Origin of the sequence: uncultured Campylobacter sp. (assembly GCF_938045595.1) — a bacterium.
Classification (GTDB): domain Bacteria; phylum Campylobacterota; class Campylobacteria; order Campylobacterales; family Campylobacteraceae; genus Campylobacter_B.
In genome coordinates, this window is record NZ_CALIBB010000141.1 from 18,744 (window position 1) to 32,834 (window position 14,091).

Sequence of the window (14,091 nt, forward strand, 5' to 3'; positions counted from 1 at the left end):
AATTTTATAGGATTTCACGAAATTCTAGCAGGTGCTCGTATGCACTTTGCGGTGCATGGGCGGTTTTGTGATCGTAATTGTACGGAATTCTGACAGGCGTTCATAGCGCGTGCCTGCGTGATTTGAAAAAAGGACAAAGATGGAGCTTGAGCTTTGGCAGTTTGCGGTGCTTTTTGCGGCGGCGTTTTTCGGCGGATTTATAGACTCGATCGCGGGCGGCGGCGGACTGATCTCGCTGCCTGTGCTGCTTGCCGTGGGCATCCCGCCGCATGTAGCGATCGCCACAAATAGATTTCAAGGCAGCTTCGGAAGCTTCACCGCCGCTTTAAATTTCATCCGCAAGGGCTATGTCGATGCTGCGGAGATCTTGCGGGGCGTGATTTTTACGTTCATAGGCGGACTCGTCGGCGCTTATGTCCTGCTTCTAATAGATGCGAAATTCCTAAACTACCTCATTCCGATCCTGCTGCTGGTGCTTTTCTTTTATATGATTTTTTCGCCAAACCTAGGCGAAGCGCCCGCCAAACCCAAGATGTCAAAAAATAGCTTTTACGCGATTTTCGGGCTTGTTTTGGGCTTTTACGACGGGTTTTTCGGTCCCGGTACAGGCTCGTTTTGGACGTTTGCGCTCGTAGGAATTTTAGGGCTTTATATGAAAAAGGCGGTCGCATACACGAAGGTTTTAAATTTCACCTCAAACATCGTCTCTTTGGGCGTTTTTATCATCGGTGGGCAAATTTTATGGCTCGTCGGAGCGGTGATGGCGGTCGGACAGATCGCGGGCAGCTTTGCGGGCTCAAGCCTAGTGATGCGATGCGGCGTAAAATTAGTGCGCAAGATGCTTCTGCTCGTTGTTGCCGCTACGATTTTAAAGCTACTTTACGGACTGATTGCAAATTGATTACAGATTGATTGAGGACCGATCGCGGGCTAATCTCAAGCCAAAATCATAGAATTTTATACAGGATTTCGTATAAAATTTCGCGTAAAATTTTATGAGCCCTCGCCGATTTGCCGCAATGACGCTGATCTTGCTGCCGCAGTAGCGCAGATCTTGCTGTAGAGTTGCACCAGTCTCGCTTCGATGGCGTTGATTTTATCGTAGCTTCGCGCTGATCTTGTCGCGACTACGCTAATTTCCCGCTGCTGCGATATTGATTCTATTGGCGTTACGTCGTAGGCCTCGCTTGTCGCGAGATCTTTGATTTTATTATTTTGGTGGCGCTGATTGCTCCGCTACATCGACAACTTCGTTGCCGCGCTTGCTACTGCGAGGATTTTAATTGCGTTGCGCAGTGTCGCACTGATTTTTTATGACGGCGCTGTTCTTTCTGCTGCGATGGTGGCGATTTTGGCGCTGCTTTTACCGCCCGTCGCCCGTATCACTATCGTGGGCGGCTTGGTTGTGCTGTCGCGACATTGATGGTCTTGATGGTGCAAGGATTTGATTTGCTGTAAACGATGCCGATGAAGTTTCGTCCATTCGCATCGGCTAAATTTAGCCGTACTGTCCGTATCTATTTCGTCGTATCGCCATGCATTCATTCGGTGCCGCCGATAGAGTCGTCGTATTGCCGAGCGCGCGGCGTTATCGTGCCCGTGCTATGAAATTTTATATGTTTATGCCCATAAAATTTTAAAATACCGCTCCATAGATCATTTCGCCGTGCCGCCCGTACGTACTACCAAATCTACTCTCAGCGATTAAATTTAGCTGCACTTTCACACGCTGTTTTGTTGCGCCTGTTAGCTCTTTTAAATTTGCCGTTTCGCCGCCATGGCTCGCTTTCCGCGCTAGCTTCTCGCCATATTGTCCGCTGTATTTGCACGATAAATTTAACCGTACCGCTGCGTTTGCCGTTTCATTCTGCTATCGTAGGCGAAATTTTGCCCATCCATGCCATTTAAATTTCACCGCATTGCGGTGTTTGCATAAACGAAATTTAGCCGCCCCGCGCTTATTAATTTTACCGTGCCGCCGCCTTTCTGCCTATTAAATTTTAGCTGCACCGTCGTACCCGCCGCATCCACGCCCGCCCGCTCGCGAAATTCCGTCGCCTAAAACAAAGTTAAAATATTTTGCGATAAAATGGGTAAAATTTTTCACAAAGGATTTAGTATGCAGATCATTTCAACTCCCGATGCGGCGCAGGCCATCGGACCGTACTCCCAGGCGATCAAGGCGGGCGGGTTCATCTTCACCTCGGGGCAGATCGCGCTTAAGCCGGATGGCGAGTTCGTCGCGGGCGGCGTGGAGGCGCAGACGAGGCAGGTTTTGCAAAACCTCACCGCGATCCTGAAAGAAGCTGGCGCGACGCTGCAAGATGCCGTCAAAACTACGATTTTCCTAGCCGATATGGGCGATTTTGCCGCGGTGAACGAGATATACGCAGCGGCGTTCGGCGAGCACAAGCCGGCTCGCAGTACGGTACAGGTCGCCAAACTCCCTAAAGGCGCGCTTGTAGAGATCGAAGTAATAGCGCTGGCTAGGGCTTAGCGCTAAATTTAGATCGCTAGAACTCTGCCAGTTCGCGTTTGCGGTTAAAATTTAGACGCGGGCTGCTCGAAATTTAAACGGCGGCTCGCTTTGATTTTGTAGCTGTGCGCGCTTTTAAATTTAGATTTTCAAAGCTGCGCCAAACGCCCGTGGATCTATGCCAACAGCGCGTTCGGTGCGCTAAGACGTTAAAATTTCTCGCTCAAAACGGGATCAAAATGATAGAAAAACTTATTCAAAAATCTAAAAATATCACGGCAGCGGGGCGCAGCGTTATAGAGCCCGCATGGATTGCGCAGGCGCAGCGGAAGCTCGGTTTTGCGCTGCCTGCGAGCTACAAGCAGATGCTGCTAAGATACGCTAGCATCAGCGCGGCGGGGGACGGAGCTAAAAACGATCGCGCCGCCCGAGTTTGCGGATAGTGCCGACGCCGACATCTGCTACACGTATGAGATAAATCTGAAAAACGGGCTATTCGCCGCGGACGAGCTCGTATTTTTGCAGCTCGAGGACGAGGAGTATTATTTTAAAATTTCGCCCGCAAGCGACATAGCGGACGGCTCGCCCAACACGGCGCACGGCAAGACGGCGGAGAGTACGAGCGGCAAAGCTGCGAGCGCGACGGCGCGTGATACGGTCGTCGCGACGGTAGCCGACGGTGCGGAAAATAGGGCATCGGACGACGGAGCGCGCATGGAGAGATCACTGGATACGGCGTGCGATATAAATGCCGAAACGACGTGCAAAGCTGCGAGCGCGACAACAAGCGAGGCAACAAGCGGAGCGACGAAAGAGATAACGAGCGAGCAGGCAGGCGACGCGCCGTGCGAATACCCCGTATATGTGCGCAGGGTGAGGATAGGCTTTTCGCGGACGATTTTTACGGGTTTTTGGAAAAATTTTAAGATGAAATTTAACGCAAAATCAGGAGAGGCGAAATGGGACTGTTTGACATTTTTAAAAATGATAAATTTGACGTCGACGTGCGCCAGGACGGCGTTTTCATCGGCGGCGTAAACTGTGAGTTTGATCTGGCTAAGCTTAACGAAGTCTTGGGGCAGCCGCGCGTGGTCGATGACAGGGAGGGCAAAAGCCGCTATTTTTGGGATGAGGCGGGGATTTTCGCCTTCGTGCGCGCAGACGAGCTCGCAGAACCGAGGCTTTCCGAGATAGTTTTGATGCTTGAGGTCGCAAAGGGCGTGCAGCACGAGGTTCCGCGCAAGCTCTACGGCGGCGCATTCATGCTTGAGGGCAGGCCGCCGCTTGAGGCCGTGCCAGAGCAGGAGCTGCGCGGCGCATATATATTTTTGGAGCTTAGCCTTGGTAAATTCGAAGTCTCGCTAGCTCTAGCCGAGGCCGTGCAGGAGCGCATAGGCGCGATGGACTTTGCCGAGCGCTTCGCTAAGCGCGACACCGACGAGATCGCAGATATCGTGCGAGCTGCGAAAATGCCGATAGGGCGCGTCTGCATCAATCAAAAGGCAAAAAAGGTAAAACGAAAGCCGAGCGATAAATTTAAGCTTCCGCGCGCGGCCGGCGAGACGCTAGCGTTTAAAAATTTCAATTTCAAAATCGCCGTGATGAACGAGCTGATGTATGAAAAAGCCCTGCTACAGCCCAAATTTGACGTGTTTGAGTACTGCGAGGAGCGCGGCATCGATCCGTATGCGGACTTTGGCGCCCTGCCGCAAGCCAAAAAGTGGTTTAAGGACTATCCGGTCCCCGCAAATTTGGCGGAGCAGGTGAGCGAGCTATATCTTGACGGCGGAAACGAAATTTACCTGCAAATCGCGCCTGATTGGGACGGCGAGGATGAGCTTTTCGATATCAAAAACATCGATGCTGCCGAGCTTGCGCCCCTCAAAAATCTTAAAAAAATCGAAACGAGCGGCATCAGCATATCCAAAAAGGCGCGAAAAGCCTGCGCAGATGCGGGGATCGAGGTAGTTGATTGAGCGTGTGAAAATGGACTTTGAGCCTTACGGCGCGCGTTTTTGAGAAAATTTAAATAAGCTTAAACTCTCGCGGTACGCTTTTTAAAAAGGTCGCAATTGTTGCCGCGCCGCGGAAAATTCCACGCAAAATTCTATCTATAGCGAGCGCTATGAATGAGCTTTGAAAGGTGCTTGGTAAAGCATCTGACATGTCTAATTTGGCGCGCGTTACAAAGCTTTGAGAAAGCTCGTTTGCAGCATAAGAGCTGCGTCGCTGAATGCGCGAGATGAGTGCGTCGTGCGAGTAAAAATAGTTTGCTTTTTGATTTTGGAAAAAATCGCTGCGTAGCAAGGGGGTTAAATTTACCGCTTTTAAATTTTAAAATTTACAAAGAGCGCACGCGTGGCTTTTAATGTGCGATTAAATTTAGACTTCATAGCGGCTTAAATTCTAAGTGCGGTTAAATTTGCGTTTTTAATTCCGTTTGTAGCCTGTATCGTATTGCAAAACAGAGTGCGAGAACAGATCGTTTGCGTGCGTGAGGCGCGGATTAAATTAAAATTCCAGTTTTGAATTTAGCCTGAATTTACGGCTCGCACTTAAGAAGTGATTTTTCGCGCTGATACCGAAAGCCTAAAAGATCTTTTAAATGCTCAAGCAAAAAAGTATTTTGCAGGCCGGCTCGCAAGAAAGTATTTTCGAAATCCGCGCCAAGAGTGTGTTTTAAAACAACAAGGCGCGGCGCTGCTTTGCTGTTCTAAAACGCCGCTTCGAGGCTAAATTTCATAGTCGCATAAAGCCGTCGTCGTAGCTGCCTTCTAGCTTGCGGCGCATATCCTCGCGCCATTTTGGCGTAAGCGTCGTAAGTAGGTTAAATTTTGCTAGCAACCCTTCATCGAGGCGATCGCCGTAAAATAGACGGTTAAGCTCCATCACGCTCATCATAGCGGGGTCGCGTCCCACGACGTAGATCTCGTCGCCCGCGCGGCACGAGCCCGCCTCCAGCACGCGGTAGTACCAGCCGGTAAGTCCGCTGCGCGCGATCTCCGCCGTCATCTCCGCGTTGCCCCAGCGCATCGAGAGCTTGTAGCAGGGCTTGCGCGGCTGGCTTACTTGCAGCACCAGCGAGCCTATGCGGTGCACATCGCCGATGCATACGTTTTGCTCGTGTAGTCCGCTGATCGTGAGGTTTTCGCCCATTGCGCCGTAGGCTAGATTTTTAAGCCCCAAAAATCTCTCCCACGCGGCGTAATTTTGTAGTGAGTTGGCAAAAATCGCCTTTTCCTCTCCGCCGTGATGCAGCGTGTCAGCTACTGCGTCGCCCTCGAATCCAAGCTCATTCGCGCGCACTTCGCCCGCTCTAGCTTGCTTGAATATCGCCGTCTCCCAGCGCCTTTTTAGAGGCTGCGTAGCGCGCTCGTCGCCGTAAGCGCGGGGTTGCCCGGTCAATAATGCCTTTAAAACGGGCATTTTTTGCTCCTTAAAATTTGCATCCGTTCTCCTTAGATCATAAAATTTAGGCAAGAATTTTAGCTAGAAAAGAATTTTAAAATTATAAATTTTACAGCGATTTTGCGCTAAATTCCAAGTGCGGGCTTGAAATTTAGCGTGCGGCGTTATTTGTAGTCGTTCGCGTCGTAGCTTTTGCCGTCGTTAAAGTCGCTCAAAAGCCGCACGACGACGGGGCTAAGTAGGATGATCGCGATTAGGTTTGGGATCACCATCAGTCCGTTAAACATATCGGCTAGCCCCCAGACGAGGTCGATCTTTTGCACGCTTCCGATAAATACGAATGCGACGACTAGAATTTGCAAGAGCTTGACGAATTTTGCGCCCAGGAGGTATCGCACATTGATCTCGGCGAAGTAATACCAGCCCAAAATCGTGGTAAATGCGAAGAAAAACAGGCAGATCGCTACGAAGCCGTAGCCGCCGCTGCGACCCAAAATTTGCGATCCGAAGGCCTCCTGCACCAGCGAGATACCCGAAAATACCGCCTTGCCGTTTTCGAAAGTGACTACGCCGGTGCTAAGCACGACGAAAACGGTGATGTTAAGCACGATGAAGGTATCGACGAAAACTCCCATTATACCGAGCACGGCTTGATCTACGGGGTGTTTGACGTTCGCCGCGGCGTGTGCGTGCGGCGTCGAGCCCATGCCCGCTTCGTTTGAAAAGAGTCCGCGCGCGATGCCGTATCTCATCGCAGTGGCGATCGTAGCGCCAGTAGCGCCGCCCCAAGCAGCCGATGGATCAAACGCAGCTTTGAATATCAGCGCGATGACGGATGGAATTTTATCGAAATTTGAGCCGATGATGACGAGACCCACCAGCACGTAGCAGATCGCCATTATAGGCACGACCTTTTCGGCTACGCGCGCGATCGCTTTGACGCCGCCGAAAAAGATGACGCAGCAGATGAGCGCTAAGGCCGCGCCGCTCACCCACTTCGGAATCCCGAATGCGCCGCTAAAGCCGTCTGAGATGGAGTTTGCCTGTACCATATTACCCATGAAGCCCAAAGCAAAGATGATGGCTAGCGCAAAAAACGCCGCTAAAGGCTTGGCAAATGGACTTTTAAGTCCGCGGCTGATGTAAAACGCGGGCCCTCCGATCATATGTCCGCTGTCGTCCTTGGTGCGGTAAATTTGAGCCAGGCAGATCTCTGCGAAATTCGTCGCCATGCCCAAAAACGCCGCGCACCACATCCAAAATATCGCGCCCGGTCCGCCCATCACTAACGCGGTGCTGGCGCCTACCAGGTTGCCCGTGCCGACTTGCGCTGCGATCGCCGTGGCGACGGCTTGGAACGAGCTCATGCCGCTTTTGCCCGCAGCCGCGCCGTGCAGGGAGAAGTTGCCGAAAAGCTTGTGCGCGCCCATTCTAAATTTAAAAATTTGTACTAAATGCAAGCGCGCCGTAAAATACGCGCCGGTGCCGCAAAGTAGGGCGATTAGAAAGTACGGACCCCACAAAAAGGAGTTGATTGCGTCAATTGTGGCGGTGAGTTTGTCGAGAAAATTTTGCATGATCTTTTCCGTGAATTTAAGATGCGAAAATATATTTTAAAAACTCTTAAATTCCTATAAATCGAGGTAAATTTAAGCAAAATTTTAAAGCGTTTTTATAATTTTACTCAAGCATTAAGCAAAGCGGTATGTGCTGTTTGCTCTGCATGCCAGCTTGCCAGATAAGCAGCTTAGAATTCGCGCCTTAGCTGTCGAAATTTGAAAAGCAATCAACTGAAATTTTTAAGCCTATTCATCACCGCCGATTTTGAAAACGAACATCTTGCACGCGTTGCAAAAAGCGGGGATTAGGCTAAAGAGGCGCCCTTTGAGGCTCCAGTGGCTTTTATACATTTTCAGCATTGCAGCTTCTTTTATGAAGCGGATACGCGCAGGCTCCCAGCTCTGCACCTCTGCGCCGCCGCTAATGCCCATTTTAAAGGGCGCGTTTTGCATGTGCCGCATCGCGTCGTGGCGCTTTGAGTCGAATTTTCTAACCGAAAACTCGCTCATAAAGTCGCTCAGCACGTAGCCGCGGAATTTTTGCGCAAGCGCGATAAAAAATTCTTTAAATTCCTCCTTTTCAAAATACATACTCACCCCCTCTAAAATGAAGATGTAGCCCGCGCTACCGTGCTTTGCGGCTAGCTCGTCCATCCATGAGTGATCTAACATCGAGTAGGGCAGGCTGAAATTGTTCTTTGCTTTGGGCAGCAGTGCGTCGCGCATGGCGATGACGTCGGGCAGGTCGAGGTCGTAAAATAGGGCGCTCGGTAGGGCGTGCTGGAGCCTAAGCGGGCGGGTGTCGAGCCCTGCGCCAAGTTGTACGATGATAGGGCGGTCGAACTCCGCCGCGAGTCGCAGCGTCTCGTCGTCGAAAAATTTCGCGCGGATCACCGTGCCCGTCTTGCTAAGGCGCGCGTCGTTAAATTTCGCAAAATCATAATCGATCTGCTCTACGACGGCGCTTGAAAAGGGATCGTTTAGGATCGGATCCGCGTCTTTGAAATCCAAATGGCGCATATAGACGTTGATTAGCAGCGTCTCGGAGATGTTATCTTTAAAATTTAACTTTTGCATGAAGTGCCTTTCTTGCGGTGTCATCGCGAGCAAAATACCGCTTATTTTTAATATGCATTATTATATCCTTGCTAAATAAAATTTCAATAAAATGATATGAATTTTTATTTAAAGACAGAATTTTAAATTCGCGCCACGGGTTTTGGCTATAATTTCGCCGCATAAGGCTCAATAAATTTTTGAAATTTTACGCGATGCAAAGCGCGGGCAAAATTTAGAATTTTAAAAGCTATAAAATTTATTAGCTCCGGCGACCCAGATGCGCAGCCATAGTACGGATAGTAAATTTCATCCGCACAGCTTTATCTTTGTCTAAATATTTCATTGTATAATTCTTAGCTTTTGGAGGTTATATGGAAAAATCGCGGCTAGGACTACTGCAAACCGAGGCTATCGCCACGCTTAGCGACGAGGAGCTTGCAATGTTCGAGCACCAAGTCATCAAAAAAGGCTATGTTTTTTATAGCGAGGCGCCTAAAGTTTTTATTTTTAAAAGCGGACAGGCGAAGCTTTCGTTTTTTGAAGACGGCGAAGAATTCATCATCAACTACCTAAACAAGGACAATATCACTATTCTTAATGAAATTTGCGCGCTTGAGTTTTTAGAGGACAGCGAGATTTACACGATCGATGCGAGCGGACTAGGGGAGATCTTGGCAAATCGCAGCTTTTGCGAGGCATATATAAAAATTTTAACAGAGATAATTCTGCTGCAGCGCAAAATCACACGCTCTATACTTTTTGAAAATGCAAAAGGGCGCATCGCGAGCTTTTTGATCGAGCTTGCAAACGAGCAGAATTTTCATCAAAATGGCTACAAATACGTCTTTTTGCCCTTTTCGCTAAAGGTGCTTTCATCCTTCGTAGGGCTCAAGCGCCAAAGCGCGAGTACTGCGTTTAACGAGCTTGTAAAAGATAACGTAATTCAAAAAATCAGTCAGCACGAGTTTTTGATCCTAGACTACGACAGATTGCTTAGCTACTGTGTTTAGGCTCGGGCTAGAGTTTTTAAAGCATTTATGCGGCTTACGTTACGGCTTAAGCGCGAAATTTTGTCTAAAGTCAAGGCGCAGGATTTTACCTAGATTTACAGCGTAAAATTTTTATCAAGAGCTTGGTTTTGGAATTTCATCCCGAATTTCGCTTAGGATTTCGTCTAAAATTTTGGATCAAATGAAATTTTACGCATCGGAATTTTTAAAATTTAAGAAACTAAAAATGCGCGGCAAAGTGCCGCGCCATATTTTGTTTATATCGTGCTGAAGCGCGATAGATTAGTCTTTCTTTTTCATATCGTATTTATTTACCATAAATCCGACCAAGCCTACGAAAAATAGACCGCCGCAGATGTTGCCTAGCGTAACTGGGATCATATTTTTAACGATGAAATTTCCCCAGTTTATTGAATCTATTTGAGCTGCCGTTACACCGTGAAGCGAGCTTGCAAGAGCATTTACATCGCCACCAGCAGCTGCTAAATAGTGGCCTTTAGCGATGATACCTTCAGTTAGGATAAACATATTTGCCACGCAGTGTTCCATCGAGCAAGCTACGAATGCGCCGATCATCCACATAATTGCAAAGAATTTACCCGATAGATTGCTCTCGCTGGTTGCAGTCCAGATAGACATACATACAAACACGTTACAAAAAATTCCGCGGATGAATAGCTCATGAAAAGGTGCGTTTATTTTGCCTGCTGCTGCAGGAATGAAGTGCTGCAAGATGTAGCCGTCATATTTAAGCGGAAGTCCTGAGTAATAATACATATACGCGATTAACGCGCCGCCTACGAAGTTAAAGCACCAAACGATAGCCCAATAGCCGATTGTTTTACCTAGCGGTAATTTGCCATCGGCAGCAGGTACGCCCGTTAAAACCGAGCTAGTAAATAGATGCCCACCGTAAAAAACCACCATCATCAGACCGCAGCTAAAGGTAATACCACCGATGAAATTCGATAAGCCAATAGATTGCTTTTCAGCCATTCCGACGGTCGAGTGAGCCCAGAAAATATCGCCCATAGCGATTGCAGCGCCCGCCATTATAGCTAGAAAAATTATGCTAATTAGCGGGGTATGCGCCTTGTGTTGCATCGAACTAGACACCGCTTGCGCGGTTTCTGCAGGATTTAACATTTACTCCTCCTCATTTAAATTTGAATCAATTTCTAAGATACGCTCATAAGCTTTTTGCGCACTTTTTTTTGCGCTCTCGCTCAGTCCTTCTTTAAAATCAAGGACGTTATCTAGCAGCACGCTAATGCCCAAAAACAACGTCTTTGGGCAAATTTTGCGCAGATAGCTTAGAAGCACCGGCGTAGGTAGGTTATGCGTCGAGTAGATATAGTCGCGATCGTTGCTGAGGTCAAAAAATTCGATCTTATCCTCATCAAAGCCGCTCATCGCATCTACTACGATTAGAATTTCAGGGGCAAATTCCCTAAGTGCTGCAAATTCGTTTTCGGGCACATCCTGCCCATAAAAAACGCGCCAGTCTTTTAGGTTCGCCTCGACTATTCGCCCCGTTTCATTGCCCACGTCGTCGTCGCCGCGAAGGGGATTGCCGATACAAAGCAACGCCTTTCGCATCAAAAATCCTTCCTTAGCACGAAGTATCCTTCGCGCATATTTTTTAGCAGATCTTTAAGCTCACATTCGCAAAGCTGAGGGATTAGCTTAGCTGCGTGCTCGGCAAAAATTTCAATCTCGAAATACTTGCTTAGGTTACCGATCTTAAATTTAACGTAGTCGCCCGAGTTTTCGACGATGCGTTTAAATTCTTCATCGTCTATCTCAAGTACCTTTTCGCTAAAATCTATCGTACCTACGCCGTGACCGACGCAGGTGGAAAAAACCTTGATATCTTTTAGCTCTTTGGGTAAATTTTCGTTTTCGTCCATATGCCGCTTTGTAAGCTTAAAAACCTCAATCATCGTTTGCTCCAGACCTCTTTTTGCGGATCGATTTTAAATTCCTCCGTAGCGCGGGCGTATTTTAGATATACGTCGTTGTGCAATAGTGCCATGCACTCCGCGTATCTAGGATCCTCTTCGGTATGGATAGCGTTAAGTAGAGCCTCGCGAGAAGCTTTTGGATCGTGAACGTCAGATGAGGTTTTGATCGCATCCATATATTTTGCGAATAAAACTCTTCCGAAAATATAGCTCATCAGCCTCTTAGCTTCAGCTTGCAGATCGCGCTCGAATAAAATATCGCCTATAACTGAATTCTTGACCGGTGGCGGAAGAGTGTTATCTTGCTCGTAGCTCTTCTTTTGAAGCTTTTGATCAATAATACCAAGCGCCATGCCAAGACCATAGATGATGCTAGCAGGATGCGGAGGGCAGCCGGGGATATAAACATCTACCGGTACAATCTTATCGATGCCGCTCCATACGCTATATGCGTCGTGAAAAATTCCGCCAGTACTTCCGCAGGCTCCCAGAGCCACTACGATCTTTGGATCGGGTGCAGCCTCATAAGCGCGGAGCAGCGGATAATACATTTGGCGAGTAACCGGACCGGTGCAGACTAAGATATCTGCGTGGCGAGGGTTAGCTACAAGTTTAAATCCGAAGCGCTCCGGATCCCACATCGGCGTGATAGAAGCAAAAATTTCGATTTCACAGCCGTTGCAACTTCCGCAGTCGATACGATAAACGCTGAAGCTTCGTTTGATATTTTTCAAAAGCTCCAATTTTGCGGTTAGATCGTTTGCGTTTTTAATATTTTCGGGGACTTGATACAAACTCATTTTATTGCCTCCTCTATACCTTTAGTCATTCTCTCGACCGCTTGAGCTTTTTTGCATTCAGGACAGATATAGAGGTACTTTTTAGCTTCTTCTAATCTGCCTGGGAGCAAATTTGCCGTACTTAGCTTTTCTAGCGTGTAATTGATGAGCCTTTTTGGGGTCATCGGCTTGCCGCAGCAGCTGCATTTCTCCATCTCAAGCTCGCCGTGTTGGATAAGCGCGCTTTTATCAAATTTTACTGCTAGCTCAAAGCTATTGCCTAGCCTTACTGCTCCCGTAGGGCATACTTCGTCGCAGCGACCGCAAAATATGCAGCGACCGCAGTCAAATTCCCAAATTAGTTTAGTTTGGGCTTCGTTCATCTTAAGCTCAATCGCATTGGATGGGCAGGCGATACCGCACGCGGCACAGCCTATGCAAAGCTCATAGGTGTATTCAGGCTGCCCGCGAAAATTCTCGGGCACGATGTATGGCTCAAACGGATAAGCATAGGTCGCCTTACCATATTTTTCGGTAATGTCGAATAATTTCATCATCTTAAATCCTTTTTGCTAACCTTGCCGTCTTGGCAAAATTTCTTAAGGTCTTTTTCGGTTAGAATTTTACTCTTTCCGCTATTAATATCGACTAAAGTTACGCGCTCGGTGCATGAGTAGCACGGATCCATCGAGCATACGATTAGCGCCGCATCGGAGATGTTATTTCCGCGGAATTGAAATCGCAAGCTCGGCCAGTTGTTATACGTAGCGGCGCGACATCTCCAGCGGTAAACCTTCTGAGCGTTTCCTTGCATGATCCAGTGAACGTTTTCGCCGCGCGGTGCTTCGTCGTGACCTAAAGCGTAGTTTTCCGGTCTGATCATAGTCTGTGGATCGATCATTATCGGAGTTTGCGGCATTTGATGCAAGCACTGCCTGATGATGTGGATCGATTGTTTAAGCTCTTTATATCTTACGACTTCGCGGCTGAATACATCGCCACCGTGCTCTACGGCTACTTCGAATTCTATCTTGTTGAAGAAATCATAAGGGTGATCGTAGCGGTTATCGCGCTTAAAGCCGGAGCCGCGCATATTAGGGCCTACCGGGCTAAAATCACGCGCCACTTTGCGATCTAATACGCCCACACCCTTCCAGCGACCGATTTGGCGTTTATCCTCCATAACGGCGTCCCAAATTTCAGAAATTTGAACGTCGAGCTTGTTGATGATCTCGATACTCTTGCGAATTTCATTGTCGGTCATATCACGGCGAAGTCCGCCCATAATGACGTTACCGTAGGTTTTGCGGCCGCCGGTTACGAGCTGAGCTAGCTCCATGGAGTACTCGCGCACTCTAAAGATATGCATGAAGGCGTTGTAGTTGCCCGTTACTTCGCAGGCTAGACCGATATTTAAAAGGTGGCTGTGAAGGCGCTCGATCTCAAGGCAGATGACGCGGATGGCTTGCGCACGAAGCGGAATTTCAAGCTTGATGGCTTTCTCTGCTGCTTCAATACACGCAATCGCGTGAGCGTAGCCGCAAATTCCGCAGACGCGCTCTGCTAAATAGCCCATCTGATCGTAATTCATTCGGTTTTCAGCTAGTTTCTCCATACCGCGGTGTTGATAAAATAAGCGGTAGTCTGCATCGATAATCTCATCGCCATCGCAAAATAGTCTGAAGTGTCCCGGCTCATCGCTCGTTACGTGAAGAGGTCCAAGCGGAACATCTACTACGCCGTCGCCGCTAGGAAATAAAAACTCTGCATTAGGCTCGTCTTTATGATCTACAGGATCAGGCCTATAGCGATAGTCCATTGCGTCTTTGCGAAGTG

At 48.4% G+C, this 14,091-nt stretch carries 16 protein-coding genes; 7 read left to right on the plus strand and 9 right to left on the minus strand.

Translation table 11 applies throughout. From position 1 onward, the window contains the following. Positions 1–139 precede the first annotated feature (139 nt). The 6 genes from Q0340_RS06095 (at position 140) to Q0340_RS06120 (ending at position 4,452) form a co-directional block, all read left to right on the plus strand. Positions 140–901 (plus strand): TSUP family transporter, encoded by a 762-nt coding sequence (locus Q0340_RS06095; RefSeq protein ID WP_298082566.1) that lies wholly within the window; start codon positions 140–142, stop codon positions 899–901. 327 nt (positions 902–1,228) lie between these two features. After that, on the plus strand, positions 1,229–1,423 hold the full coding sequence (locus Q0340_RS06100; protein WP_298082567.1) for a hypothetical protein: 195 nt from the start codon (positions 1,229–1,231) through the stop codon (positions 1,421–1,423). 696 nt (positions 1,424–2,119) lie between these two features. Beyond that, complete coding sequence (locus tag Q0340_RS06105) at positions 2,120–2,497, plus strand: RidA family protein (protein ID WP_298082568.1); 378 nt, start codon at positions 2,120–2,122, stop codon at positions 2,495–2,497. 218 nt (positions 2,498–2,715) lie between these two features. Continuing rightward, a complete protein-coding gene (locus Q0340_RS06110) occupies positions 2,716–2,919 on the plus strand; it encodes a hypothetical protein (RefSeq protein WP_298082569.1) in 204 nt (67 codons plus the stop codon). A 76-nt stretch (positions 2,920–2,995) separates the two neighbouring features. Then, positions 2,996–3,514 carry a hypothetical protein gene (locus tag Q0340_RS06115; protein WP_298082570.1) on the plus strand — a complete coding sequence of 173 codons (519 nt, stop codon included), beginning with the start codon at positions 2,996–2,998 and terminating at the stop codon, positions 3,512–3,514. After that, positions 3,436–4,452 (plus strand): hypothetical protein, encoded by a 1,017-nt coding sequence (locus Q0340_RS06120; protein WP_298082571.1) that lies wholly within the window; start codon positions 3,436–3,438, stop codon positions 4,450–4,452. The genes Q0340_RS06115 and Q0340_RS06120 overlap by 79 nt, the downstream gene beginning before the upstream one ends. A gap of 763 nt (positions 4,453–5,215) precedes the next feature. On the opposite strand, the gene Q0340_RS06125 is transcribed toward Q0340_RS06120, so the two are convergent. The 3 genes from Q0340_RS06125 to Q0340_RS06135 form a co-directional block, all read right to left on the minus strand. Then, complete coding sequence (locus tag Q0340_RS06125) at positions 5,216–5,902, minus strand: MOSC domain-containing protein (protein WP_298082572.1); 687 nt, start codon at positions 5,900–5,902, stop codon at positions 5,216–5,218. 146 nt (positions 5,903–6,048) lie between these two features. Then, complete coding sequence (locus Q0340_RS06130; RefSeq protein ID WP_298082573.1) at positions 6,049–7,461, minus strand: sodium:alanine symporter family protein; 1,413 nt, start codon at positions 7,459–7,461, stop codon at positions 6,049–6,051. Between the two features lie 228 nt (positions 7,462–7,689). Next, a complete protein-coding gene (locus Q0340_RS06135; protein WP_298082574.1) occupies positions 7,690–8,520 on the minus strand; it encodes a class I SAM-dependent methyltransferase in 831 nt (276 codons plus the stop codon). Between the two features lie 353 nt (positions 8,521–8,873). Between Q0340_RS06135 and Q0340_RS06140 the strand changes: the two genes are divergently transcribed. Continuing rightward, a complete protein-coding gene (locus Q0340_RS06140) occupies positions 8,874–9,512 on the plus strand; it encodes a Crp/Fnr family transcriptional regulator (protein ID WP_005871915.1) in 639 nt (212 codons plus the stop codon). A 282-nt stretch (positions 9,513–9,794) separates the two neighbouring features. Here the strand turns inward: Q0340_RS06140 and Q0340_RS06145 are convergent, their stop codons facing one another. From Q0340_RS06145 to Q0340_RS06170, 6 genes are all read right to left on the minus strand, one after another. Further along, positions 9,795–10,658: a formate/nitrite transporter family protein gene (locus tag Q0340_RS06145; RefSeq protein WP_005871911.1), complete on the minus strand. Its 864-nt coding sequence runs from the start codon at positions 10,656–10,658 to the stop codon at positions 9,795–9,797. Then, positions 10,659–11,111: a hydrogenase 3 maturation endopeptidase HyCI gene (locus tag Q0340_RS06150; protein ID WP_291936428.1), complete on the minus strand. Its 453-nt coding sequence runs from the start codon at positions 11,109–11,111 to the stop codon at positions 10,659–10,661. Then, positions 11,111–11,455, minus strand: a complete 345-nt coding sequence (locus tag Q0340_RS06155) for a formate hydrogenlyase maturation HycH family protein (protein WP_291936431.1) — start codon at positions 11,453–11,455, stop codon at positions 11,111–11,113. The genes Q0340_RS06150 and Q0340_RS06155 overlap by 1 nt, the downstream gene beginning before the upstream one ends. Then, a complete protein-coding gene (locus Q0340_RS06160) occupies positions 11,452–12,276 on the minus strand; it encodes an NADH-quinone oxidoreductase subunit B family protein (RefSeq protein WP_298082575.1) in 825 nt (274 codons plus the stop codon). Before Q0340_RS06160 ends, Q0340_RS06155 begins: the two co-directional genes overlap by 4 nt. Further along, positions 12,273–12,812, minus strand: a complete 540-nt coding sequence (locus Q0340_RS06165) for a formate hydrogenlyase complex iron-sulfur subunit (RefSeq protein ID WP_295151635.1) — start codon at positions 12,810–12,812, stop codon at positions 12,273–12,275. Before Q0340_RS06165 ends, Q0340_RS06160 begins: the two co-directional genes overlap by 4 nt. After that, on the minus strand, positions 12,809–14,091 hold a 1,283-nt coding region (locus Q0340_RS06170), incomplete at its 5' end, for a nickel-dependent hydrogenase large subunit (RefSeq protein WP_298082576.1). The genes Q0340_RS06170 and Q0340_RS06165, both read right to left, overlap by 4 nt.

Excerpts from the sequence above, each read along its gene's own strand:
- Q0340_RS06155 (WP_291936431.1), bottom strand. The coding sequence starts at position 11,455 with ATGATTGAGGTTTTTAAGCTTACAAAGCGGCATATGGACGAAAACGAA.
- Q0340_RS06130 (WP_298082573.1), bottom strand. The coding sequence starts at position 7,461 with ATGCAAAATTTTCTCGACAAACTCACCGCCACAATTGACGCAATCAAC.
- Q0340_RS06125 (WP_298082572.1), bottom strand. The coding sequence starts at position 5,902 with ATGCCCGTTTTAAAGGCATTATTGACCGGGCAACCCCGCGCTTACGGC.
- Q0340_RS06150 (WP_291936428.1), bottom strand. The coding sequence starts at position 11,111 with ATGCGAAAGGCGTTGCTTTGTATCGGCAATCCCCTTCGCGGCGACGAC.
- Q0340_RS06165 (WP_295151635.1), bottom strand. The coding sequence starts at position 12,812 with ATGATGAAATTATTCGACATTACCGAAAAATATGGTAAGGCGACCTAT.
- Q0340_RS06095 (WP_298082566.1), top strand. The coding sequence starts at position 140 with ATGGAGCTTGAGCTTTGGCAGTTTGCGGTGCTTTTTGCGGCGGCGTTT.
- Q0340_RS06110 (WP_298082569.1), top strand. The coding sequence starts at position 2,716 with ATGATAGAAAAACTTATTCAAAAATCTAAAAATATCACGGCAGCGGGG.
- Q0340_RS06120 (WP_298082571.1), top strand. The coding sequence starts at position 3,436 with ATGGGACTGTTTGACATTTTTAAAAATGATAAATTTGACGTCGACGTG.
- Q0340_RS06105 (WP_298082568.1), top strand. The coding sequence starts at position 2,120 with ATGCAGATCATTTCAACTCCCGATGCGGCGCAGGCCATCGGACCGTAC.
- Q0340_RS06135 (WP_298082574.1), bottom strand. The coding sequence starts at position 8,520 with ATGCAAAAGTTAAATTTTAAAGATAACATCTCCGAGACGCTGCTAATC.
- Q0340_RS06160 (WP_298082575.1), bottom strand. The coding sequence starts at position 12,276 with ATGAGTTTGTATCAAGTCCCCGAAAATATTAAAAACGCAAACGATCTA.
- Q0340_RS06145 (WP_005871911.1), bottom strand. The coding sequence starts at position 10,658 with ATGTTAAATCCTGCAGAAACCGCGCAAGCGGTGTCTAGTTCGATGCAA.
- Q0340_RS06140 (WP_005871915.1), top strand. The coding sequence starts at position 8,874 with ATGGAAAAATCGCGGCTAGGACTACTGCAAACCGAGGCTATCGCCACG.